The sequence below is a fragment of the Nocardiopsis sp. L17-MgMaSL7 genome, from assembly GCF_003182025.1.
GTDB lineage: Bacteria > Actinomycetota > Actinomycetes > Streptosporangiales > Streptosporangiaceae > Nocardiopsis > Nocardiopsis prasina.
The window spans coordinates 389,316-410,677 of the sequence record NZ_QGTF01000006.1 but is presented as its reverse complement, the minus strand read 5'-3'; the positions used below and the strand labels follow the sequence as shown (position 1 = coordinate 410,677).

The 21,362-nt window shown below is 68.9% G+C and carries 19 protein-coding genes; 6 read left to right on the top strand and 13 right to left on the bottom strand.

What is annotated here, in order from left to right; translation table 11 throughout:
- Window positions 1-223 precede the first annotated feature (223 nt).
- The gene (locus BDW27_RS13545) at window positions 224-1,111 is read right to left on the bottom strand and encodes an N-acetylmuramoyl-L-alanine amidase (protein ID WP_110049519.1); all 888 of its coding nucleotides are present in this window, start codon (window positions 1,109-1,111) and stop codon (window positions 224-226) included.
- Between the two features lie 455 nt (window positions 1,112-1,566).
- Between BDW27_RS13545 and BDW27_RS13540 the strand changes: the two genes are divergently transcribed.
- Window positions 1,567-2,763 (top strand): hypothetical protein, encoded by a 1,197-nt coding sequence (locus tag BDW27_RS13540; protein WP_026129196.1) that lies wholly within the window; start codon window positions 1,567-1,569, stop codon window positions 2,761-2,763.
- A 176-nt stretch (window positions 2,764-2,939) separates the two neighbouring features.
- Here BDW27_RS13540 and bldC read toward each other — a convergent pair whose 3' ends face one another.
- Together bldC and BDW27_RS13530 are read right to left on the bottom strand one after the other, a co-directional pair.
- Window positions 2,940-3,143, bottom strand: a complete 204-nt coding sequence (gene bldC / locus BDW27_RS13535) for a developmental transcriptional regulator BldC (protein ID WP_013155387.1) — start codon at window positions 3,141-3,143, stop codon at window positions 2,940-2,942.
- Between the two features lie 716 nt (window positions 3,144-3,859).
- Entirely contained in the window at window positions 3,860-4,693 is an 834-nt protein-coding gene (locus BDW27_RS13530; protein ID WP_199560644.1) for a hypothetical protein, read from the bottom strand.
- 253 nt (window positions 4,694-4,946) lie between these two features.
- Here BDW27_RS13530 and BDW27_RS13525 point away from each other — a divergent pair, with 253 nt between their 5' ends.
- Window positions 4,947-5,174 carry a DUF3073 domain-containing protein gene (locus BDW27_RS13525; RefSeq protein WP_017544226.1) on the top strand — a complete coding sequence of 76 codons (228 nt, stop codon included), beginning with the start codon at window positions 4,947-4,949 and terminating at the stop codon, window positions 5,172-5,174.
- Between the two features lie 170 nt (window positions 5,175-5,344).
- Here BDW27_RS13525 and purM read toward each other — a convergent pair whose 3' ends face one another.
- The 3 genes from purM to BDW27_RS13510 form a co-directional block, all read right to left on the bottom strand.
- Window positions 5,345-6,409, bottom strand: a complete 1,065-nt coding sequence (purM, locus tag BDW27_RS13520) for a phosphoribosylformylglycinamidine cyclo-ligase (RefSeq protein WP_110049518.1) — start codon at window positions 6,407-6,409, stop codon at window positions 5,345-5,347.
- A 132-nt stretch (window positions 6,410-6,541) separates the two neighbouring features.
- Window positions 6,542-8,038 (bottom strand): amidophosphoribosyltransferase, encoded by a 1,497-nt coding sequence (purF, locus tag BDW27_RS13515; RefSeq protein ID WP_017544224.1) that lies wholly within the window; start codon window positions 8,036-8,038, stop codon window positions 6,542-6,544.
- A gap of 44 nt (window positions 8,039-8,082) precedes the next feature.
- Window positions 8,083-8,547: a sterol carrier family protein gene (locus tag BDW27_RS13510; protein WP_110049517.1), complete on the bottom strand. Its 465-nt coding sequence runs from the start codon at window positions 8,545-8,547 to the stop codon at window positions 8,083-8,085.
- Window positions 8,548-9,001: 454 nt separating this feature from the next.
- Here BDW27_RS13510 and BDW27_RS13505 point away from each other — a divergent pair, with 454 nt between their 5' ends.
- A complete protein-coding gene (locus BDW27_RS13505) occupies window positions 9,002-9,619 on the top strand; it encodes a DUF47 domain-containing protein (protein WP_017544221.1) in 618 nt (205 codons plus the stop codon).
- Window positions 9,620-9,643: 24 nt separating this feature from the next.
- Here the strand turns inward: BDW27_RS13505 and BDW27_RS13500 are convergent, their stop codons facing one another.
- Window positions 9,644-11,194 (bottom strand): CdaR family transcriptional regulator, encoded by a 1,551-nt coding sequence (locus BDW27_RS13500; protein WP_110049516.1) that lies wholly within the window; start codon window positions 11,192-11,194, stop codon window positions 9,644-9,646.
- A 163-nt stretch (window positions 11,195-11,357) separates the two neighbouring features.
- Here BDW27_RS13500 and BDW27_RS13495 point away from each other — a divergent pair, with 163 nt between their 5' ends.
- The 3 genes from BDW27_RS13495 to BDW27_RS13485 all read left to right on the top strand — a co-directional run bounded on the left by BDW27_RS13495 (window position 11,358) and on the right by BDW27_RS13485 (window position 13,656).
- Complete coding sequence (locus BDW27_RS13495) at window positions 11,358-12,617, top strand: FAD-binding oxidoreductase (RefSeq protein ID WP_110049515.1); 1,260 nt, start codon at window positions 11,358-11,360, stop codon at window positions 12,615-12,617.
- A gap of 79 nt (window positions 12,618-12,696) precedes the next feature.
- A complete protein-coding gene (locus tag BDW27_RS13490) occupies window positions 12,697-13,149 on the top strand; it encodes a GreA/GreB family elongation factor (protein WP_017544218.1) in 453 nt (150 codons plus the stop codon).
- 87 nt (window positions 13,150-13,236) lie between these two features.
- The gene (locus BDW27_RS13485) at window positions 13,237-13,656 is read left to right on the top strand and encodes a PaaI family thioesterase (RefSeq protein WP_017544217.1); all 420 of its coding nucleotides are present in this window, start codon (window positions 13,237-13,239) and stop codon (window positions 13,654-13,656) included.
- Here BDW27_RS13485 and BDW27_RS13480 read toward each other — a convergent pair.
- The 6 genes from BDW27_RS13480 to pstB all read right to left on the bottom strand — a co-directional run bounded on the left by BDW27_RS13480 (window position 13,643) and on the right by pstB (window position 21,352).
- Window positions 13,643-14,608, bottom strand: coding sequence for a nucleoside hydrolase (locus tag BDW27_RS13480; protein WP_110049514.1), 966 nt, complete (start codon window positions 14,606-14,608; stop codon window positions 13,643-13,645). The two genes, BDW27_RS13485 and BDW27_RS13480, sit on opposite strands and share 14 nt — an antisense overlap.
- 78 nt (window positions 14,609-14,686) lie before the next feature.
- Window positions 14,687-15,391, bottom strand: a complete 705-nt coding sequence (gene cas6e / locus BDW27_RS13475) for a type I-E CRISPR-associated protein Cas6/Cse3/CasE (RefSeq protein ID WP_110049513.1) — start codon at window positions 15,389-15,391, stop codon at window positions 14,687-14,689.
- Window positions 15,382-16,146 (bottom strand): type I-E CRISPR-associated protein Cas5/CasD, encoded by a 765-nt coding sequence (cas5e, locus tag BDW27_RS13470; RefSeq protein WP_233515748.1) that lies wholly within the window; start codon window positions 16,144-16,146, stop codon window positions 15,382-15,384. Before cas5e ends, cas6e begins: the two co-directional genes overlap by 10 nt.
- A gap of 5 nt (window positions 16,147-16,151) precedes the next feature.
- Window positions 16,152-17,429, bottom strand: coding sequence for a type I-E CRISPR-associated protein Cas7/Cse4/CasC (gene cas7e, locus BDW27_RS13465; RefSeq protein ID WP_110049512.1), 1,278 nt, complete (start codon window positions 17,427-17,429; stop codon window positions 16,152-16,154).
- A gap of 44 nt (window positions 17,430-17,473) precedes the next feature.
- On the bottom strand, window positions 17,474-19,711 hold the full coding sequence (gene casA / locus BDW27_RS13460) for a type I-E CRISPR-associated protein Cse1/CasA (RefSeq protein WP_110049511.1): 2,238 nt from the start codon (window positions 19,709-19,711) through the stop codon (window positions 17,474-17,476).
- A gap of 861 nt (window positions 19,712-20,572) precedes the next feature.
- Entirely contained in the window at window positions 20,573-21,352 is a 780-nt protein-coding gene (pstB, locus tag BDW27_RS13455) for a phosphate ABC transporter ATP-binding protein PstB (RefSeq protein WP_017544215.1), read from the bottom strand.
- Between the last annotated feature and the right edge of the window lie 10 nt (window positions 21,353-21,362).

Here is a 21,362-nt window from a genome sequence, read left to right as displayed (position 1 = left end):
GTCAGAAGGGCGTCAAGGTCGGTCGTCACACACTGATCCTCGACGCCCTTCGTCATGCCCGCAGCTGGTTCAGAGATTTCCCATCAACGATCTAGCCGGTCCGGTTCCGACACCGGCCGGGCCGCGTGAGACGAGCGGCGCGGACGGTTCGATCCGACCGACGCCGGGGCGGGCCCCGGGGAGAGATCCCCGGGGCCCGCCCTGTTCGTGCCCGGGGTCGCGCCTACTCGCGCAGGAGGTAGGTGGCCAGCCCGCGGGCGATGGAGTCGGCGGCGCGCTCACGCCACTCCGGGTCCTCCAGGAGTTCGGCGTCCTCCGCGTTGCGCATGTTCCCGGCCTCCAGGAACACCTTCGGAACCGTGGACATGTTCAGCCCGCCCAGGTCCGTGCGCTCGTCCAGGCCCTCCTCCGCCAGGTAGTCGGCGTAGGGGACCTCGCTGCCCTCAAGGTACTCACGGCGGATGTCCTCTGCGAGGAGCGCGGACGGTTCGACGATCTCCTCGGTGAAGCCGCTCACCTCACCGGGGGTGATGACGTGGAAGCCCCGCCCCGAACCGGGGCCGCCGTCCGCGTGGATGGACAGGGCGACGTCCGCGCCGTTCTCGTTGGCGATCTCGGCCCGCTCGTTGACGCACGGCCCCACGCCCTCGTTGTCCTCGCGGGTGAGGATCACCGTGGCGCCGTCCGCCTCCAGCCGTTCCTGGACGAGCAGTGACAGGTCCCAGTTGAACTCGTGTTCCGCGTAGCCGTTGACGCTCTCGGCGCCGACGGTGTCGCAGGCCTTCTCACCGGGTCCGGCGGGCACAAGTGTGTTGATCTCGCTCGGGGCGTCGGCGTTGCCCCCGTTGTGACCCGGGTCGATGACCACGACGCGGTCGCCGAGCGGGCCGTCGCCGGGCGGAACCGCCTCGTCGTCAGCGGGTGATCCGCTCTCTCCCGCGGCGCCGGATCCGTCCTCCGGACCGGGCAGCGGAGGTGCCGCCGTCGGGTCGGTACCGGGTGCGCCGCCCGCCGGGGACGAGCAGCCCGCGGTCCAGACGACGGCGAGCGAGAGCAGGGCCAGAGCGCGGGTGGCGCGGCTCCGGCGCCCTGTTGGTACGCAGACGAGCATGCCCCAAACGTAGCCGCAGTCCGTGACCCCGTCGTACCCCAACAAATCAGGACGTACGGGGTGCTTCGTATTCTCGCGCCCGGCCGGGTGTCGGAGAACGCGTGCCCCCCACGCCCCCCACCTGCCACGCCCTCCTGGTGCGCCATTCCTTTCGGTTCCGCGTTCCGCCAGCTCAGAAGGGTGTGCCACCGGCGCTCCGGAACTCGCGCACCACCGTCCCCGCGTCGACCGAACGGTTTCCGTTTTGTGATCAAGCGACTAGGCTCGCCGTGTGGACCGCCCCGCACACGGCACTCCACACCGAATCCGTACCTCGACCGGACGAGGGGCACACACCCCGTCCCGGAACACCGCTCCCGGCCGCCAGGCCGGTCGGAACACCCCGCTCCGCCGCGACAGCGCCGGGGCGGGACCGGCCCCAGGGCCGGTCATCCCCCAGAAACAACAGGAGTGTTGTGGTGACTCCCGCCAGAATGTCCGCTCGCCGCCTCCTGGCGGGTGGCGCCCTCTTCGCCGCCCTCGGCGCGCTCGGGGTCGTGTCCGCGCTCCCCGCCTCGGCCGACCAGCTGGTCTGGGCCAACGCACAGGCCTGGGTCGGCGACGGTGACCTCGTCTCGGGGTACTCCACCGCGATCAGCTTCGGCGGTGAGACCGAGGACGAGGCCGGGGCCGACCCCGTCGCGGGAGCACTGGCCGAGTTCACGCGGGTCGAGGGGGAGAGCCGCACCCTGGTCAACGACAGGGGGGCCCTGGCCCAGTCGGTGGTGGAGAGCGCGACGGTCCGGATCGGTGTCGACGACCTGATCGGCCTCGGCATGATCGACCCGGTCGACCCCCCGGACACCGAGGCGGAGGAGACCCCCTCGGAGGTGCCGGAGGCGGAGACCGAGCCGCCGGCTGGGGAAGCTGACGGGGACGGTCCGGCCGAGGAAGGGGAGCCCGGCGCTCCGGGACCCCGCTCACCGGACCGGCCCACTCCGGACACGCCCTTTCAGGACCCCTCGGAGGAGCCCGGCGCCACGCCCACCGAGGAGGACGTGGTGGCCTTGGGCGAAGGGGATTCCGAGACCGTCTCCTCCGACGCCAACGCGGTCGAGTTCACGCTCAGGGACGTGCGGACCAGCGCTGCGGCGGCCTACGACGGTGCGACGGAGACGTCCTTCGAGTACGGGGAACTGACGGCCTTCGGCGAACCGGTGGTGGACTTCGACGGCGACCACCTGGTGGAGGAGACCCTGGAGATCCTCGACGAGAAGGGCGGGACGCTGGCCGAGGTGCCCGTCAGCGTCCGCTTCGTGGCCAGCTCCGACGCCTTCGACGACGAGGACGAGGACTGGGAGGGCGAGGGTGTGCGCTCCTCGCTCTCGGTGTTGGTCCAGGTGGGCGACCCCGAACAGGCACGGGCGTTCGCGGTGGACTTCGCGGACGCCTGGGCGATCGGTTCCACCCACATCGCGCCGGACGCGCCCGGTGAGGGGGAGCGTGGCGAGGGGGAACGGGAGACGGCGGCGGCGAGCCAGCGGCTGGCCACCACCGGGAGTTCCCTCGCGGCGCTGGTCACCGCCGCGGTGGTGGCGGTCGGCGGCGGGGCCACGGCGACGTTCCTCGCGCGCAAGCGGACCACCGCCATGGACGACCAGATCGAGGACTGACAGTGACCGGGACCCCCGGCCGGTGGCCGTGGGTGACCGGGTCCGCCGAGTCGTGTGGGGCGGGTGGTGAGTGAGGGAGGGCGGGCCACCCCGTCTGGGTGGCCCGCCCTGAGAAATCTGTCAGCAGCCGGAGCGCGTCCAGCCGTTCCCCCCGGAATCGGCACAGACCGGGGAGATCACTCCGTGCGCTGGCTGGGGATTCCGGCCAGCAGGGCGCGGACCTCGGTCTCGCGGTAGCGGCGGTGGCCACCCAAGGTGCGGATAGAGGTCAGCTTGCCCGCCTTGGCCCAGCGTGTCACGGTCTTGGGGTCAACGCGGAACATGGTGGCAACCTCGGCGGGGGTCAACAGGGGCTCCGCCTCGGGCGTGCGAGTCGACATGTGTACGGCCTCTCCTCCTGGATCTGTGTGCCGATCCTTGAGCCTGATTCCTGGCACTTGGCCCGGATGTCCAATAGTCCCACTTGAGTCCTATTGATATCACCCGAGGTGTTTGCGCGACCACTCCAAGCAACTTTGCACGTGGGAGGCCGTTGAAAGCCGCCCGTGGCCGCGTCACGCTAAGTGATTCTAGCGACACGTTTAGTGGCATGTGGCGTATTCGGTCAAAACTTCGTTCTCGGGCCTCGTTTTTCTCGATCCGGAGAATCCGAAGTGCTAGGGCGGGGCTGACCGAAACTCGGGGGTCGGGCCTGGGGGAGGAGGGCGTGGGCCCCTGGTCGGTCGCGTTCGGGACGGGATGGTGCGGGGAGGTGCGTGTGGCGCCGGTCCGCTGCGCCCGAGGGGTCGGGGCACGCGGATCCCCGGCGTGGTAAGGCTTTCCTGGTTACTCTGAGTGCTCTCTGTGTTCGTCTCGCTACAGTCTACGCCGATCCCTATCGGGCGTTATGCCCAGTTTCACGGCGCTTGGTGGAGTGTTCTCGTCAGGCGGTCCCGCCCGCCGTCGTCACGTGCGAAAAGACGGATTCGTGCGACTGAGAAACCTGGTGTACCAGGTTGGGGCACGGCGTGGCGGCTCCCCCTCAAGGTCCGGACCCCGGTAGGGATGGCGACAGGGTGCGTGAAGTGTCCATGAAAGTTCGACGGAGTCATGACCGTCAGTTGGCGTGCTCCAGGGCGCGCACCGACCTCCAGCGCCGGGTGAGTCGTCCGCGCAGTTCCTTCACCCGCGACCCCTCGCCCTTGGCGAGCGCCTCCACGGCCTGGGACACCTCGGCCACGGAGTGGTCCTCGCTCAGGTGCTCGTCGCTCAGCAGGTGCGGTAGTCCCCCGTAGTCCAGTTCGAGCAGGGAATCGGGGTGGGCGGTCGTGGCCAGCCACTCCGTGAGCTGCTCGGCCGAGGTGGAGACCGCGTGCTCCCCGACACGCTCACGCAGGACGGCGGCGGTGTGGTCCAGTCGACGCCTGGCCTGCGCGGTCCTGGTCAGGTAGAGCAGGGTCCTGGTGGGTCCGGCGGAGAGGACCAGGCAGCGCTCCTGCGGTTCGAAGGCGACGAACCACGGGATCGGGATCGTCCAGTTGCTCGACAGGATCCCCGGTTGTGCCAGCGCCCCGGAGTCGCGCCACTGCCGGTACCCCGTCTCGGCGCGGTCGGCCTCCCGCGCGGGGACGAACGCCTCGACCAGCGGCCGCGGCATGGACTCCGCGAACTCGCCGAACGCGCGCCAGGAACGCAGGCGGGTCTGCCAGGGGCAGACGTACAACCGCTCGCTGACCCGTCGCAGGTAGGCGTTCCCGCTTTCCTCGGCGGGGGCGACCACCGGCGGGGTCGTGATGACCCTGCCCAGACTCTCCGCGTGCTCCGCGGCCAGAGCGTTCACGCGTTTGGGCCGATCCGCGGACTCCGCGTACCCCTCCCAGTACCTTCGGTCACGAGGGGAGAAGGCCGTGATCGGCTGGTAGACGCGCAGATAGGCGGTGTAGGGCAGCACGATCGCATCGTGGCACAGATCGTTCCGTCTGGCACTCACCGTGAGAACGGCCAGGCTGGAAGGGGTTCCGTGCGCACACCACATCCGTCACACCCGGGTGGCGTAGGCACGGTGGGGTCCGACCAGGTACGGTTGTATGTGTACGTAAGCTGGCGCCAGACGTCAGTCGCGTTTGACGGCCGTCAGCCTGGTAGTGCGGGTTAGTAAGTGATCTGGGGTTCGTCGGAACCCAATCGTTGAGGGGGTCGAGCCAATGGGGCGCGGCCGAGCCAAGGCCAAGCAGCAGAAGGTCGCCCGGAAGCTCAAGTACAGCTCCGGTGGGACCGACCTTGAGCGGCTGCGGTCGGAGCTGGGTGTCGCTGAGGACGAGGGGTCTCCCTCCGGGCCGTCGGGTCCGGACGATTCCTACACGGAACCTCAGGACGACCTGGTCGACCGCTACGCGGATCTTGCCGACAAGTACTCGGACTCCGACAAGTAGACGTCGGAACCGGTCGAGACTTTCGGGTCGCTCGGACAACAACCGCTGACCTGTAGCGGTCACGGCTCTCCGTCGGGGGGTCGTCGCGGACAGGTGGATATAGCCGGTGCGAACCACTGCGGTGGTTCGCACCGGCTATGTTCGCGTCCTTCGGGCGCGAACCGGTCCGCCTAGCCGTTCCGATACTCGCCGTTCAGCACGGCCCGTCCGGAACCGCCCTTCACCACGCCCAGGCGCCAGGCCTCCACGCCGCGCCCGGCCAGCACGCTCAGCGCACGATCGGCGTCGTCCTCGGCGACGATCGCCACCATGCCCACACCCATGTTGAACGTGGCCTCCATGTCCTCGCGGCTGACCGAGCCCTTCTCCGCCAGGTAGCCGAAGACCGGCGACGGCGCCCACGTGGAGCGGTCCAGCTCGGCGTCCAGGTCCTCCGGCAGCGACCGGGACAGGTTCGCGGCCAGTCCGCCACCGGTGATGTGCGAGTACGCGTGCACCTCGACCTCGGAGGTCAGCGCCACGCAGTCCTTCGCGTAGACACGGGTCGGGGTGAGCAGCACCTCGCCCAGGACACCGCCCAGCTCGGGGGCCTCCGAGTACAGGTCCAGGTCGGCCTGGTCCACGATGTGGCGGATGAGCGAGTAGCCGTTGGAGTGCGGGCCCGAGGAGGCCATCGCGATCACGGCGTCGCCCTCGCGTACCCGGTCCGGGCCCAGGATGGCGTCGCCCTCGACCACACCCGTGCCGGCACCGGCCAGGTCGTACTCCTCCGGGTCCATCGCTCCCGGGTGCTCGGCGGTCTCGCCGCCGATGAGCGCGCACCCCGCCTGGTGGCAGCCCTCGGCGATGCCTCCCACGATCTCCGCCACCCGCTCGGGCACCACGGCGCCGGTCGCGATGTAGTCGGTCATGAAGAGGGGCTCGGCCCCGCTGACGACCAGGTCGTCGACGACCATCCCCACCAGGTCGATACCGATGGTGTCGTGCTTGTCCATCTGCTGGGCGAGCATGACCTTGGTACCGACGCCGTCGGTGGAGGTGGCCAGGACCGGGTCCCTGTACCTGGCCGTGTCCAGACGGAACAGGCCGGCGAAACCACTGGCGTCGGTGACCTGCTCGGGTCGGCGGGTGCGCGCGACGTGACGCTTCATCAGGTCGACGGCGCGCTCACCGGCGGCGATGTCGACGCCCGCGGCCGCGTACGCGCCCGTCGCCCCTGTGCTGTCGGCTGCCACGCGAGTTCTCCTCGTGTTCGGTGTGTGCGGTGTTCGCTGCTGTGCGAGCCTCCGGGCCCCGTCCCAGGGCACGCCGGAGGATCCGGAAGGGTGGTCCCGCCGGACGCGGCGAGCCGTGGCCCGCCGCGCGCGTTACTTGTGGCTGGTGGCCAGAGTGGAGCCCTCGGGGGTGCCGCAGGCCTTCTCCAACAGGTACTTGCCCTGGGCGTCGGAGTCGACCTCCAACGGGTAGACCCCGTCGAAACAGGCCCGGCAGAGCTGGTCCTTGGGCTGCTCGGAGGCGGCGATGAGCTCCTCCAGGTCCACGTAGGCCAGCGAGTCCGCGTTGACCGACTCGGCGATCTCCTCCACCGACAGGTTCGCGGCGATGAGCTCGGCGCGGGTGGCGAAGTCGATGCCGTAGTAGCAGGGCCAGAGCACGGGCGGGCTGGAGATGCGCACGTGCACCTCGGCGGCGCCCGCGTCGCGCAGCATCCGGACCAGAGCCCGCTGGGTGTTGCCGCGCACGATCGAGTCGTCCACGACCACCAGGCGGCGGCCCTCGATGACCTCCCGCAGCGGGTTCAGCTTGAGCCGGATGCCCAGCTGGCGCAGGGTCTGGCTGGGCTGGATGAACGTGCGCCCCACGTAGGAGTTCTTCACCAGGCCCTGGGCGAACGGGATGCCGCTCGCCTCCGCGTAACCCACCGCGGCGGGCGTGCCGGACTCCGGGACCGGGATCACGAGGTCGGCCTCGACCGGGTGCTCCTTCGCCAGGCGGCGGCCCACCTCCACCCGGGTGGAGTTCACGTTGCGCCCGTTGATGGTGGTGTCCGGGCGGGCGAGGTAGACGTACTCGAACAGGCAGCCCTTGCGCTTGGCCGGGGCGAAGCGGCTGGAACGGACCCCGTCGCCGTCGATCACCAGGAGTTCGCCGGGTTCGATCTCGCGGACCACCTTGGCGCCCACGATGTCCAGGGCGGCGGTCTCACTGGCCACCACCCACCCGCCGGAGCCGGAGTTCTCGCCGAGGCGGCCCAGCACGAACGGGCGGATGCCCTGTGGGTCACGCGCGGCGAAGAGGGTGTTCTCGTCCATGAAGACGAGGGAGAAGGCGCCCCGCACCTGGGGAAGCAGCTCCAGCGCCGCGTCCTCAAGGGAGAGCCCCTCCCTGGCGCGCGCCGCGAGGAGGTTGGTGAGCACCTCGGTGTCGGTGGTCGCGTCCCGGCGCTGGTCGGGAAGCATCGCGGCCAGTGCCGGGGTGTTGATCAGGTTGCCGTTGTGGCCGAGCGCCAGACCCCCCTCACGCGCGGTGTAGAAGGTCGGCTGGGCGTTCTCCCACACCGGTGAACCGGTGGTGGAGTAACGGCAGTGGCCGATCGCGAGGTGGCCCTTCAGGGAATCGAGCGTCGCCTCGTTGAAGACCTGGGAGACCAGTCCCATGTCCTTGTAGACGACGATCCGTTCCCCGTCGCTCGTGGCGATGCCCGCGGATTCCTGCCCGCGGTGCTGGAGCGCGTAGAGGCCGAAGTAGGTGAGCTTGCTGACTTCTTCGCCGGGTGCCCAGACCCCGAAGACGCCGCAAGCGTCCTGCGGGCCGCGTTCGAGCGGATCGAGGTCCATGGAGAGCCGGCCGTCGGAGTACGACACACGCACAGCTTAGCCGCTGGCCGATGCGGGGTGGTCCCTCGGGGTCAGACAGACCCCTGGCCCGCCCCCTCTTCCGGCCACAGCGGCAGGTGGGAGGACAGGTCGGAGCGCACACCGCTGGCGCGGACGCCGTGGTCGTGCAGGGCCCCGCCCCACTCGGCCGCGCCCACGGCCAGCCTCAGCCACGTCAGGGGGTCGGTCTCGACGACCCCCGGCGGGGTCCCCCTTGTGTGCGTGGGCCCCTCGATCACCTGGACCGCGCCGTACGGAGGGACGCGTACCTCCAGGCTGCGGCCCGGGGCCCGGTCCGCCAGGACCGCCAGAGTGCACCTGACGGCGGCCTTCAGTGCGGGACGGTGCGGCTCCTCGGCGCGCAGGACCGCCCACGCGGCCGCGGCGACGGCCTCCTCGTCGGTGCCGGTGAAGGCGGGTTCGCCCAGGGCGGAGAGCTGGTCGTCCAGGGCGGTGCGCAACCGGCGCGCGGCGCTCGGCGTCAGGGCTGAAGGCATGCACGAGATCCTAGGCGGGGCCGCCGACGGAAGCGGGTTCGCCGAGGTCACGGCCCTGGCGCCCGGAGCGTGAGGAAGGTGGACGCGAGGGGTGCTTGTTATTACGGGTCAATGGACCGATGGTGGATATCGGGGGTTTCAGCAGGAACTGTCCGCCGGTCTTCGGACGATCGAGTGATTCGTGTCTCAACGCCCCGCTGGCCAGGGGGGAGCGGGACACGGTAGCGTCCCGAACCGTCCCGGTGTCGTCCGAGATTGGGAGGATTGCGAGGGGACCCGCGCAGATGGCGATCCACGCGTCGACACAGACAGACGAACAAGGGGTGACCATACCCGGACCCGCCTCCCCCGACCGGGGTCCGGACGTGCGGTATCCCGCACTGTCGCGCTGAAGCAGCTGGTCAGCGCCCTTAACATCCACCAAGGAAGACCACCGCACCATCGGGAGAACGACGTGCGCCTGCGCTTGCGCCCGCGTGATGACAGTTACTACGAGCTGTTCACCGACTCGGCGAACAACCTGGTCATCGGAGCCCGCCTGCTGGTGGAGCTGATGAGCGACGGGGCCGACAGGGAGGCCATCACCGAGAAGATGCGTGCTTGTGAGCACGCCGGTGACGACGCCACCCACGCGATCATGCGCCGACTCAACAAGAGCTCGGCGCCTCCCCTGCACCGTGAGGACATCTACCGCCTGGCCTCCAACCTCGACGACGTCATCGACTCCATGGAGGCGGCCGTCGACCTCATCAACCTGTACGGGCTGGAACAGCTGCCCAAGGGCATCATCGACCAGATCGAGGTGCTGGAGCGGGCCGCCGAGCTCACCGCCGAGGCCATGCCCCGTCTGCGGAGTATGCGGGACCTCACCCGCTACTGGATCGAGATCAACCAGCTGGAGAACCAGGCAGACCGCATCTACCGCAAGCTGCTGGCGAAGCTCTTCAGCGGCGAGTACGACGCCCTGACGGTGCTCAAGCTCAAGGACGTCATCGAGGAGCTGGAGACCGCCGCCGACGCCTTCGAACACGTCGCCAACACGGTGGAGACCATCGTGGTGAAGAACGGGTAGGCGCGTCTGGGCGGGCCCCGCGCCTCAACCCCCGGGCGCGTAGGCCTCCAGCGCGATGGCCAGGGCCAGCCGCATGCCGGGCTGGTCCAGGCCGAGCGGCGTCACCTCGGCCATCCTCCGCATCCGGTGCCGGACGGTGTTGGGATGCACCCCCAGCTCTTCGGCCGCCGCCGCGGGGTCGCCCTGGGCCCGCAGCCATGCGCGCAGGGTGCGGGCGTGGTCCGTGCCGTGCTCGGCGTCGTGCCGGGTCAGGACGGCCACCGGGCCGTCTGCGGGGCGGCGGCCCGACGCCGAGGCCATGCGCAGGCGGTGGATGAGCACGTCGCCCCACGACTCGTCGTAGGCCACCGCCGCTCCCTCGGGCCGGGCCGCGTGCAGGGTGAGGCTCTCGTCCGCCTCCCTGCGGCTCGCGGCCAGACCGGCGAGGTCCGCGGGGGCGCCGATCCCCGCGTTCACCACCACGTGCGCCGGGAGACCGCGGGTGGTCTCCGAGACCCACGCGCGGGCCGGTGCGGGATCGTCCCCGCAGGGCAGGACCGTGTAGACGGTGCTCCCGAACACCGTGCTCCGCCCCTGGCGTGACCAGCCGAAACCGGTGGTGGCCCGCTCGAAGGTCATGAGGGTCGCGGAGTGGCGTTCGTCGGGCGTGTGCGCCTGGAGGGCGACCACCCGGTGCGGGGCGGCGGCCAGCCCCAGGCGCCCGGCGGCCTCGGTGGGGTCCATCGCGCCCTCCATCAGGCGGCTCACCAGATCCGACTCCACCTGGCGTTCCAGGTCCGCGCTGACCCTCGTGCGCAGCAGGTGCAGCGCCACCGTGCGGGCTCCCTCGGCCAGCAGGGCCGAGCGCTCGGCGTCCAGCGGGTCCGCGCAGGCAGCCCAGAGCGACCCCAGGAACTCCCGACCCACGCGGACCGCCACCGCCGTGCGGCCGCCCAGCCCGAGACCCGGCTCCGGCGGGAGGTACACGGGGTCGGCGGACGAGGCCAGGTGTGCGACGACCCCGGTGGCCTCCAGATGGCGCTGGAGCGCCTCGGGGACCCCGCGCCCCAGGATGGTGTCCCAGCGGGCCTGGTCGGCCTCTGACTGGCGGTTCGAGTACGCGAGGACGCGCAGACGGGGGTCCTCGATGGTCACGGGTCCGCCGACCCGCGCGGCGATCGTGTCCGCGAGCGCGGGGAGGTCTGCGGGGCCCCGTCCCGCCTCGGTCTCCCCGCCCTCCAGCACCAGCCCGTAGACCACCCCGGCGACCTGGCCCCAGGACACCGAGGGATCCACCGTGAGCAGGGCGATCCCCTGGTCCCCGGCCCGGGCGGCAGCCTCGCCGTGCGGGTCCACCCCGCCCTCTCGCACGATCCGCACCACCACGGCCAGGGACCGGGAGCGCTCGGCCAGCTCGACCGCGTGGAGCGGGTCCTGGACGCCCACAGCGAGCAGGACGTCGGCCTCCTCAGGGCCGGGGTCGGCCGGGTCGTGCACCGCGACCCCGCGCAGCACCGTGTCCGCGGCGGGACGTGGGCCGACCAGCCGGGTTCCGTACGTGCCGAGGATGGTGACCAGCCGGTCCAGCAACACCATCGAAGCCACTCCCTTGGACGTGGAACGCTCACGTTGTGTGATCTCCACATGAGCGTACGCCGAGATTGTCCGGCGCGGACAAAGGATGCCGTGCGCTTACGGGAGAGACTCTGGTCGGGTGCGGCACCGCACCCGCCGTCCAGCACGCACAGGAGAACTCGCCATGTCCGGGAAGGGCGCGGGCGCACCGCGTACCGTCATCGTCGTCGGGGCCGGGATCGTCGGTCTCTCGACCGCCTGGTTCCTCCAGAAGTACGGGGTCGGCGTCACCGTGGTCGAACGCGACACGGTGGCCTCGGGTTCGTCCTGGGGCAACGCGGGCTGGATCTCGCCCGGTCTGGCCATCCCGCTCAACGAGCCGGGTGTGCTCGGCAACGGCCTGAAGGCCCTGTTCGACCCGCGGGCCCCGCTGTCCGTCCCGCCCACCACGGACACCGGACTCCTGCACTTCCTGGCCTCGTTCGCCCTGAACAGCGGTCAGCGGACCTGGGAGCGGGCGCTGCGCGGCAACGTGCCGCTCAGCTCCGCCTGCCTGGACGCCTTCGAGGAGCTCGCCGAGGGAGGCGTGTCCGCGAAGGTCGAGTCATCCCCGATCACCGCGCTGTTCACCTCCAGGAAGCACGCCGCCCGGCTGCTCATGGAACTGGACACCGCCCGCGACGCCGGTCTGCCGCTGACCTACTCGGCGCTCGAGGGCGAGGCCGCCCGCGCGGGTGTCCCGCTCGCCTCCAAACAGGTGCGGGCGGGCGTGCGCATCGACGGACAGCGGTACGTCAACCCCGGGGTGTACACCCACGCGCTCGCGGACTCCGTGCGCGAACGCGGCGGGAGCGTGGTCGAGGAGTTCCGCGTCACCAAGGTGGAGGCCGCCCGCGACGGCGGGTTCCGGCTGCACTCCGCGCACGGCGAGACCGAGACCGGCGACGCGGTCGTGGTGGCCACGGGGGCGTGGCTGGGCCGACAGTCCCGGCCGTGGGGCGTCAACGTGCCGCTGCGCGCCGGACGCGGCTACAGCTTCATGGTCCCCACGGAGCGCATCGTCCCCGGCCCGGTCTACCTGCCCGAGGTCCGGGTGGCCTGCACACCGCACGGTGAGGGGCTGCGCGTGGCCGGAACCATGGAGTTCCGCGCCATCGACGCACCCTTCCGCGCGGAGCGGGTCCGGGCGATCACCGAGTCGGCCGCGCCCTACCTGGACGGGGTCGACCTGAACAAGCGCACCGACGAGTGGGTGGGCTCCAGACCGGTCACCTCGGACGGCCTGCCCCTGATCGGGCGGACCGACGTGCCGGGGCTCTACGTGGCGGGCGGGCACGGCATGTGGGGGCTCACCCACGGGCCCGTCACCGGGCGCCTCCTGGCGCGCACGGTCGCCACCGGCGCACCGTCCCCGGCACTGCGCCCCTTCGACCCCACCCGCTGAGGTTCGTTCGACGAAACCCAGCAGGTCCCGTCCGCGCCCCGCCGAACCCCGGCGGGGCGCCTTCGTACAAGGAGACCCCATGACGAACCGCACCTGGCTGACCCCGGGCACCCACCAACGCCTCACCGCCGAACTGGCGGTCCTCACCGGCACGTCCGCTCCCGGAACCGGGGGCTTCCCCCTCATCGAGGACAAGGACGCCCGTGAGACCCGCGTCAACCGCATCCAGGAGATCCTCAGGGACGCGGTCATCGGCGAGGCCCCTCCGGACGACGGCATCGCCGAGCCCGGCATGGTCGTCACCGTCCGCTACGGCGACGACCCCGACCCGGAGACCTTCCTGCTGGGGGTGCGCGACCGCGCGGACTCCGACGGCATGCCGGTGTGCTCGACGGAGTCGCCCCTGGGACAGGCCATCCTCGGCGCCGAGCAGGGGGAGGAGCGCACCTACACGGCACCCAACGGGCGGACACTCAGGGTGAGTCTGGTGCGCGCCGTTCCCTACGGCTCGGAGGCCGTCGAGGTTCCCTGAGTCCGGGGCGGGGTCGCTCACATCGGGATCGGCCCCGCCCCCGGACGTGGCCCTAGGGTGGCGGTACCCGCCTCAGGAAGGAAGCCCATGGCCGAGGAGATCACCCCGGAGCTCGCCAACCGCGTCCTGGCCGCCCAGCCCTTCAGCCAGCTGGTCGGGGCCCGGATCGCCGTCTTCGAGCCCGGCAGGGCCGTCCTGGAGGTCGACGTCCGCGACGAGCTCCGCCAGCAGAACGGTTTCCTGCACGGCGGGGTGCTCGCCTACGCGGCGGACAACGCGCTGACCTTCGCGGGCGGCACCGTGCTCGGCGCCTCGGTGCTCACGAGCGGGTTCTCCGTCGAGTACCTGCGGCCCGCCCGGGGACGCCTGCTCAGCGCCCGCGCCCACGTGGTGGAGTCCACCCGCCGCCGTGCGGTGTGCCGCTGCGACCTCGTGATGGTCGACGACGAGGGTTCCGAGAGGACCGTGGCGGCCGCGCAGGGCACCATCGCCCTCACCGACCGGTGATCACCCTCGGCGGCAGGGTCTCGCGGGACAGCAGGGACAGGAGGTACTCGAAGAAGCCGTCCGCGTCGATCTCCTCGATGACCCGCGCGTTGGGCTCCAGCCCGTGGACGCCCCAGGACATCGCCGAGTAGCCGCGGGTGAGCTCTCCGGCGGTCTCCACGTCCACGTGGTACGGAGAGGCCGCGAGCACCAGTTCCGGGTGGAGGAGCACGGCCGCGGTCAACGAGTCCGGATGGGTGGTGCCGTCGATGCCCACCCTGCGGTCGAAGTCCAGGGTGGCGGCGCAGATCGTCGTGAAGAACCGGGACAGCGGCGTGTCCAGCTCGGCGATGCGGTCCAGCCGGTCCTGCCCGAACACCGCCTGCCGCAGCGTGAGCGGGTCCCAGGGCACCACTGTGACGTCGAACCCGGCGGCGAACACCGCCTTGGCGGCCTCGGGGTCCACGTAGAAGTTGAACTCGGCGGCGGCCGTGATGTTGCCCCGGCCGTTGTTGGACCCGCCCATGACGTACAGGGACTTCACGTTGCCCGCGAAGTCGGGGTCCCGGACCACCGCGGCCGCGATGTTGGTGAGCGGCCCGATCGCCACGATCGACAGCTCACCGGGGTTCTCGGCGGCCATGCGCACCAGGGCGTCCACGGCGTGCTCGCCACGGGGATCCAGCCCGTCCTGGTCCATCGAGAGCCCGCCGGACCCGTCCCCGTGCACGTTCTCGGCGCTCACCCACTCACGCACCAGCGGACGCCGACAGCCCAGGTACACGGGCACGTCGGAGCGCCCGCCCGCGACGTTCAGCGTCATGAAGGCGTTGCGGACCTGCTGGTCGAACCCCACGTTCCCGGCCACCATCGTGACCGCCCGCAGGTCCGCCACCGGGTCCAGCAGCCCCACGAGGAGCGCCACGCAGTCGTCCTGTGCGGTGTCGGTGTCGATCACCAGGGGAACGGCCATCAGTCGAGTCCTTCCGCGGGGAGGGTGAAATGCCGGGATCCCGGGCATCGCGTGTCTATCAGCCCGGGTCCCGGCTGTCTAACCTGGTCGGCGTGCGGGAGCCAGGCTGAGCAGGCCGCAGCCGTAGGCCTTGGCCCGACCGATCCCGTTGCCCAGCGCGGCACGGAACGCCTCAGGGTCGGTGACCCTGAGTCGACCGTCGAACGTCACCGAGGCCACCGTGATCTTGAGCCGGTCCGGCCCCCGGGAGTTCTCCGGAGCCTTCTTGTACCCGACGGCCGGGGGGCGGGGCAGGGCCACGACGTCCGGAGCGTCGGCGGAGGAGTCCAGGAGGGCGAAGCCGTGGCGCTCACCCTGCCGCACCAGCCACTGGACCTGGAGTTCGGGGTCGTGGATGGGGCGTCGTGTACCGCGAGGGCGCTTCTCTCCGTTCGGCGGGGGAAGCACGCTCCTGGTGGGGTTGGCGGTCAGGCGGAAGCTGAACTCGGCCTTGTCCGCGACCGCGGAGAGGACCGGCTGGAGGCTTCTCACCAGGGCGCGGCCGCCGAGGTACCCCTCCGGTAGCGAACCCCAGTTCGGATGCTCCCTGCTCTGCACGTACAAGACGAGTTCGCGCCCCTGCCCTTCGAGCCGCCACAGCAGTCTCTGGTGCTCCCGAGCAGGCATGTCCTGCGGGGCTTCGGGAAACCTGGCCATGAGCGTGCGGTGCATGTCGTGGACGTCGGCGTAGTCCCGCCGGAAGGTGGGTGACAGGGGGTTGACCGGGACCCGGCTCAGATACACGGAGCCCCTCCTTCCGCACTGGTGGTGTGGCCGCTGATCATGACGTCGGTCAGGAGGACCTGGTCGACCCGGACGGCGCGGGAAGCGTAACGACGGGCCCCCTCGGTGAAGGACAGCGGGAGGTCGTGCCGCCGCTCGGCGTACTCGTGGTCGGGGCGGACGTCGACCACCGTCCGCAGCCTCCGCTGGTCCGGTTCGAGACCCAGCATCTCCCGCTGGCGCTCGGGGTCCCGTTCCAGCCAGGGGTGGTCCCGAAGCACGTCCCCCAAGGGGCGCAGGGAGAGACCGGTGCCCCAGCGCTCACGTTCTGAGTCGGGTTCGACGAGGGGAGCCGCCGGGACGAAGGCCTTGCGCCCGAAGAAGAGGGGCCAGTGCGGTCGGCGCACCGCTTCCTCAAGCTCCTGGAGCAGCGTGGCCGGGCCTTCCAGGACCACCAGGAACAGGGCGTCCGCGAGGTAGTAGCGATCGCTGACCACGGTCCGGTGGCTGGTTCCCATGGTGTTGGGGACCTCCTGCGCGGTGTGGAAGTCGCGCTCCAGCAGGCCCTCCCTGTCGACCCGGACCCCCATCCTCAGCTGGGAGATCTCCCTGAGTGCCGCGTCGTCGTCACGTGCGATGCCGCGTGCCGAGGCCAACAACCCGACCACCCCCGACTTGGTCGGTTCCGAGGCGGTGTCCCTCTTGACGAAGCGTGACCGCAGGCCCCAGGACTGCATGGGGGCGTCGATACGCAGGGCGAGTGTCTGTGTGTTCACGCCGTTCACCCGTGCGACGCGGTCACGGCACTCTGCACGAGGGCGTCCAGCGAGGACACGATTTCGCCCTCCTCCAGGCCGCTCACCTCACCCGACAGGGAGGAGGCCGCCACCTTGGTGATCTCGTCGTCGCCGTAGAAGCCCCGGAGCTTGCTGAAGTGTGCGAAGAGGCGCTCAGTGGAGTCCTCCATGATCGCGGTTCCCTCCACGGGCTTGAGGAAGGCGTTGGCGAGGTTCCAGGAGCCGTGTTCGCGCGCCACCATCATGAGGGTGTCGGGTCGTGTGTGCGCGGCCATCGAGTTCTGCTTGCCGCTGGGAGTCGCGTTCACGAACGCGCGGATCCAGGCACCCAGGGCCCGATCCATGAGCTCGTTGATCTCGCCGTCGTCCGCTGTGGCTCCCGAACCGCTGACCAGGTTGCGCCTGAGCTGATCAAGATCGACGTTGGCGTAGCGGTAGTAACAGGCGGCGTTGAAGTCCACCACCCCGATCATGTCCGCGCCCGCGTCCTGGTCGGCCTCGTTGGCCTTGAGGTCGTCCACGGCGGTGAAGAAGTCGAACTCGGTGGACACCGCGTGCGTGGAGATGGCGTGCGCGACCTGGGAGGCGGCGTCGACGTTGAAGTCCTTGTTGTTCGCGATCATCCGACCGAACAGCGCGATGTCCACGGAACGACCGGCGCTGAGGACGCGGCCGGCGGCCTTCCGCGCTTCCTTCTTCTTCGCGGCCGGGACCTCGTCGAGCTTCTTGATCTTGGTCTCGACGCTGGTGACCCCGGTCCTGGCCTTCCTCTTGTCCTCGTTGCCCTCGGCCAACTGGTGCCTCTCCCGAGCCTTCTCGAGGTCACTCATGAGCTTGCGCCGCTTGTCGCCTTGATCAGCGAGGTCGTCCCAGTGCTCGCGGCAGTACACGGCGAGCTCTTCGGCGGCCTCGGGCCCGAGGAAGAACAGGTACTGCGTGAGGTCCTTCTCAGCGATGGCGAAACCCATCCACGCCAGGGCCTGCTGGACGATTCCGCGTGCCTCGTCGGAGGGGACATCGGCGTCGGACACGCCGTCGAGCAACCGGGCGGTGATGGGTAGCAGGCGTTTGGTGCGCTCACCGAGCTCCGACTGATCGAGCCCGTACCGGGGGAAGAGCGTCCGGGCCGAGCGCTTCAGACACTGACTGGAGACCCTGCCCCGCACGACACCGCCGAAGGTGACGCTCTTCGGCTGGCCGATGTCGTCCCGGTTCAGGTTGCTGGTGGGGAAGGACTGGAGCAGGTGCAGTTCGATGTTCACGTACGGACTCCGTGCGGTGTGTGCTGTCGAGGGGCGGGGAGACCCTACGGTGCGGAGATTGTGGAGTGGTGGTCTTCCCAGCCACTGAGGAAATGCTCGGTCCAGCGCAGGTGCACTCGGTGCGCTCGAGCACTCCCGTGGGGAGCCTGGTGGAGTTCCACCAGGTCGTCGAGCAGCTGGCCGTAGTCCAGCGCCACCCCCTGCTGTTGAAGCATCGGCACGACCTGACGCAACCGGTACTGGAGGACGTTCCAGTCGGAGGTAAGCAATTGGCGCAGACGGGCCTCAACGGAGGATCCGGTTCCGGAGTCCCTCATGGCGATACCGAGAGGCCTTCGCTTTCCACTCAAAGCTGGTCGTGGGTTCAAGGAGAATAGGACCGCGACGAAGTACCAGACCTCCTTCTCATCCGGCACGGGTGAGTGAGGGAGGACGAGTTCGACGAGGTCGGGCAGGTAGCGCGGATCGTTGGTACTCCGACGTATTCGGGAGAGAACTCTGCGTGCCCTCGACGCTCGGGTTGGTTCTCCGGAGTCTAGTTCGATCCCTAGTTGGTACAAGCCGTCGATGAAGATTTTTCTATTCTGGAGAACTTCGATCGAAGCCGGGGTGGAAATCCTCTGGAAATTCTTCTGCTTCAATAGGATGTGGTCAGTCTCTATGCTGCTGTTGAAATCGTGTCGAATATCCCGGGTTCGCCTTTTGAACTGGATGGAGCATTTGGCCAGCGAGAACAAGTCGTCCGCTGGCCTGCGTGGAATATTATCAACCCATCGTAGGTGTGCCTCGTGGGCGATCCGATCTACTTCATTCGCCCAGGACGCCGTGAGTGGTGCGATGCCCCTTGGGTCTTCCTTGATTCCCTTTGCGAGGGCCATGAGGTAGCGGTTGAACTCCTCAGATAGGGGGTGCCAGAACCATTGTTGGAGGAGTCTTCGTTCTGCTTGCGAGTTGCCCTTGAGTCGGGTGTGGTAATCACGCTCCATCCTCTGGAGCGCCTCGCCCATGTTGACAGCCAGGGACACGGCCAGACCTATAAAGGGTTCCAGCGACGTCTTGCCCGGGTTTTCCTGGAGTATGCTCAGGGGGGCGGGGAGAGTCTCCTCTAGCCAGGTGTGTACCGCGCCGCGGTTGGGGTCGAGCTGCTGACCCAGGACGCGGAGCGTGAACACCTTGTCCTCTGGGAAGCAGCCCTCGCTCTCGTGTAGCTCCGTAATCCGGTCCAAGTTCCTTGGGCGGAGGTATTCGTACTGGCTATTGTCAACCTCGTTGGCGATCAGGAGTTCGCGGCAATGCCGCCAGACTCCTCGGACTTCCTCCAGCTGAATCGGTTTCCAAGGGCCAGACGCCTCCTTGTCGCGAGCTCCCTTCCTTATTCTGAAGCTGCGGCGGAACGCAGCCGTATGTTCGATGAGCTCTAGGTCTATTCCCATTCGATGGCCGGGAAGGATGACCGCGTCATGCACGACCACACCAGTAGCATCCTCGTGGCCGCGGAGTCGAATGTGCCGTGACTGCCAGGTGAGAAGATCCATTTGGCCGGACGGAGTGCGGATGAACTTTTCAGTCTTGGATGAGTCCTGAATGACATCAGACTCGCGTTCCCAGGTCGGTCGATCTCTCGAGCTCGACTGCGGTTTCCCCGAGGGGTTAGCTCGAGGTACGTTCAGCAGAAGAGTCTCGCGTAGGTCTGCTCCCTCGATGACGACTGTCGCGAAGCCGTTACCCAATGAGGGGCGTGAAGGGCGCTTCCCTGCTTTGAGTCCGCCCGTGTCGAAAGCCTGAACTGTAACGAGCCACCGCGCCGCTTCGGCCGGGCTGAGGTCTGTTCTTGTGTCATTGGCGGTGTGGTCGAAGAGCGTGGCGTTGTTCCCTGCCGCGCGGAACATGGTCAACTTTGCAGTGGAGCCAGTCATGTCTTCCGGGATGCGGGTGTTCTGGAAGAAGGGGTGAGCCCCGAACAGGTCGAACCGGTCTCGGTACCCGGGAGTGTCTCCATCACCGTCCAGGTACCGGGCTAGTAGACCAGCAGGAAGCGAGCCGCTGAACCACAGCTCGGACCAGCGTTTGTCTGACGAGACCGAATCCAGACCGTCGAAGTGGACGCGCAGAACTAGCGCGAGGAGTAGGCGGTGGAGGGCCGCAGTGACAGTGGGAGTCTCGCCCTGAAGCCAGCGGTATTCGTGTGCCCTGTTCAGAGCATCTTCGAGGCCGACGTATGCCGCTTCTCCCTGAAGGGTGATCACGGGTAGCCAGGGCTCTCGGAGAAGGTCGAAGCGCATCGTCCGTCTTCCAACGTCGCGTGATCTTGGGGTCGAGGGATACAGGCCGTGCTCCGAGGCCTGTGTGCCTCGGAGCACGATCCCTCACTCCCGCGAGTGCGGGAAGAGACCGAACGCAACGCGTCTACTAGGGTCCATCCCCCTGCATCGAGATGACCATCAGGGGCGTGTTGACACTATCGCAGGGTGTTGAGGGCCTGCGGCAGGAGCCCAGGGACAGCGGTAGCCATGTCTGTATGCGTGTTGTGGGCTCCGTGCTCCAGAAGCACCGCATTTACTACTTTGGCAGCGAGTGATCTCGTGTACGGTGTGTTGAGTCGCTAGCCCACTAACATGGAGAGGCCACCCCCCCCGATGCCTGAAGTCTCTGAACATACCCCCCAACCCTCGGCTGAACACTCTGGCGTGACTCTGCACGTTAAGATCGGCCTGAAGCTCTGTGTGGCGATCACCGTTGTCACCGCGGTCTGTGCGGTGCTCGGCATGGTGATTGTCGCAGGCATGGTGAATTGACTGACGCCCGTCCGAGGTTCTGTACCAGAACCTCGGACGGAGTCCCACTGGTAGTAGATGCTCGCGATCCTCGGCGTCGCAGTGCGATCGCTGTTGGCCTCGAATACCAGGACCTTTGGTTTGGTTCACCCCATTTCTCGAACCATCTGCAATGTGCACGCCGGTGATCCGTCCACGCTGCCTTCCCCCAACGACCGGTCTCGGTCAGAAGAGGGTGGCAGGTGGGTGTCCCCGGGGGGTGACATGTCCTGCCTTCCAACGCAGAAGGGGCCCCGATCAACGGGGCCCCCTCAGGTAAGCACAGGGCAGTGACAGAACGGATTCGAGCCGAACCGATCCGTGGTCGGCCTACCCGAACCGGCCGGTGATGTAGTTCTCGGTCTCCTTCTTCTCCGGGCGGGTGAAGATCTGGTTGGTCTCGCCCATCTCGATCAGCTTGCCGGGCTTGCCCGGGGCCGAGAGGTTGAAGAAGGCGGTCCGGTCGGAGACGCGGGCGGCCTGCTGCATGTTGTGGGTGACGATCACGATCGTGTAGTCCTCCTTCAGCTTGTGAATGAGGTCCTCGATCGCCAGCGTCGAGATGGGGTCCAGCGCCGAGCAGGGCTCGTCCATGAGGAGCACGGACGGCTTCACGGCCGTGGCACGGGCGATGCACAGGCGCTGCTGCTGGCCGCCGGACAGGCCCGAGCCGGGCTTGTTCAGGCGGTCCTTGACCTCTTCCCACAGGTTGGCGCCGCGCAGCGACTCCTCGACCAGCTCGTCCGCCTCGGACTTGCTCATCCGCGTGTTGTTGAGCCTGGCCCCCGCGATCACGTTGTCGTAGATCGACATGGTGGGGAACGGGTTGGCCTTCTGGAAGACCATGCCGATCTCGCTGCGGACCATCACCGGGTCGACCTCGCGGCCGTAGATGTCGAGGTCGTCCAGGAGGACCTTGCCCTCGGCGCGGGCGCCGGGGGTGACCTCGTGCATGCGGTTCAGGGTGCGCAGGAAGGTCGACTTGCCGCAGCCGGAGGAGCCGATGAACGCCGTCACGGAGCGGGGTTCGATGGTCATGGACACGTCCTCGACCGCGAGGAAGTCGCTGTAGTAGACGTGCAGTCCGGAGACGTCGATTCGTTTCGCCACAGGGTGTTCC

What these genes read in the sequence shown, in the direction of transcription:
- BDW27_RS13545 (WP_110049519.1), bottom strand. Translation starts at nt 1,111, where the DNA reads ATGCTCGTCTGCGTACCAACAGGGCGCCGGAGCCGCGCCACCCGCGCT.
- bldC (WP_013155387.1), bottom strand. Translation starts at nt 3,143, where the DNA reads ATGTCGACTCGCACGCCCGAGGCGGAGCCCCTGTTGACCCCCGCCGAG.
- BDW27_RS13525 (WP_017544226.1), top strand. Translation starts at nt 4,947, where the DNA reads ATGGGGCGCGGCCGAGCCAAGGCCAAGCAGCAGAAGGTCGCCCGGAAG.
- BDW27_RS13510 (WP_110049517.1), bottom strand. Translation starts at nt 8,547, where the DNA reads ATGCCTTCAGCCCTGACGCCGAGCGCCGCGCGCCGGTTGCGCACCGCC.
- BDW27_RS13500 (WP_110049516.1), bottom strand. Translation starts at nt 11,194, where the DNA reads ATGGTGTTGCTGGACCGGCTGGTCACCATCCTCGGCACGTACGGAACC.
- BDW27_RS13495 (WP_110049515.1), top strand. Translation starts at nt 11,358, where the DNA reads ATGTCCGGGAAGGGCGCGGGCGCACCGCGTACCGTCATCGTCGTCGGG.
- BDW27_RS13490 (WP_017544218.1), top strand. Translation starts at nt 12,697, where the DNA reads ATGACGAACCGCACCTGGCTGACCCCGGGCACCCACCAACGCCTCACC.
- BDW27_RS13485 (WP_017544217.1), top strand. Translation starts at nt 13,237, where the DNA reads ATGGCCGAGGAGATCACCCCGGAGCTCGCCAACCGCGTCCTGGCCGCC.
- BDW27_RS13480 (WP_110049514.1), bottom strand. Translation starts at nt 14,608, where the DNA reads ATGGCCGTTCCCCTGGTGATCGACACCGACACCGCACAGGACGACTGC.
- casA (WP_110049511.1), bottom strand. Translation starts at nt 19,711, where the DNA reads ATGCGCTTCGACCTTCTCCGAGAGCCCTGGCTACCCGTGATCACCCTT.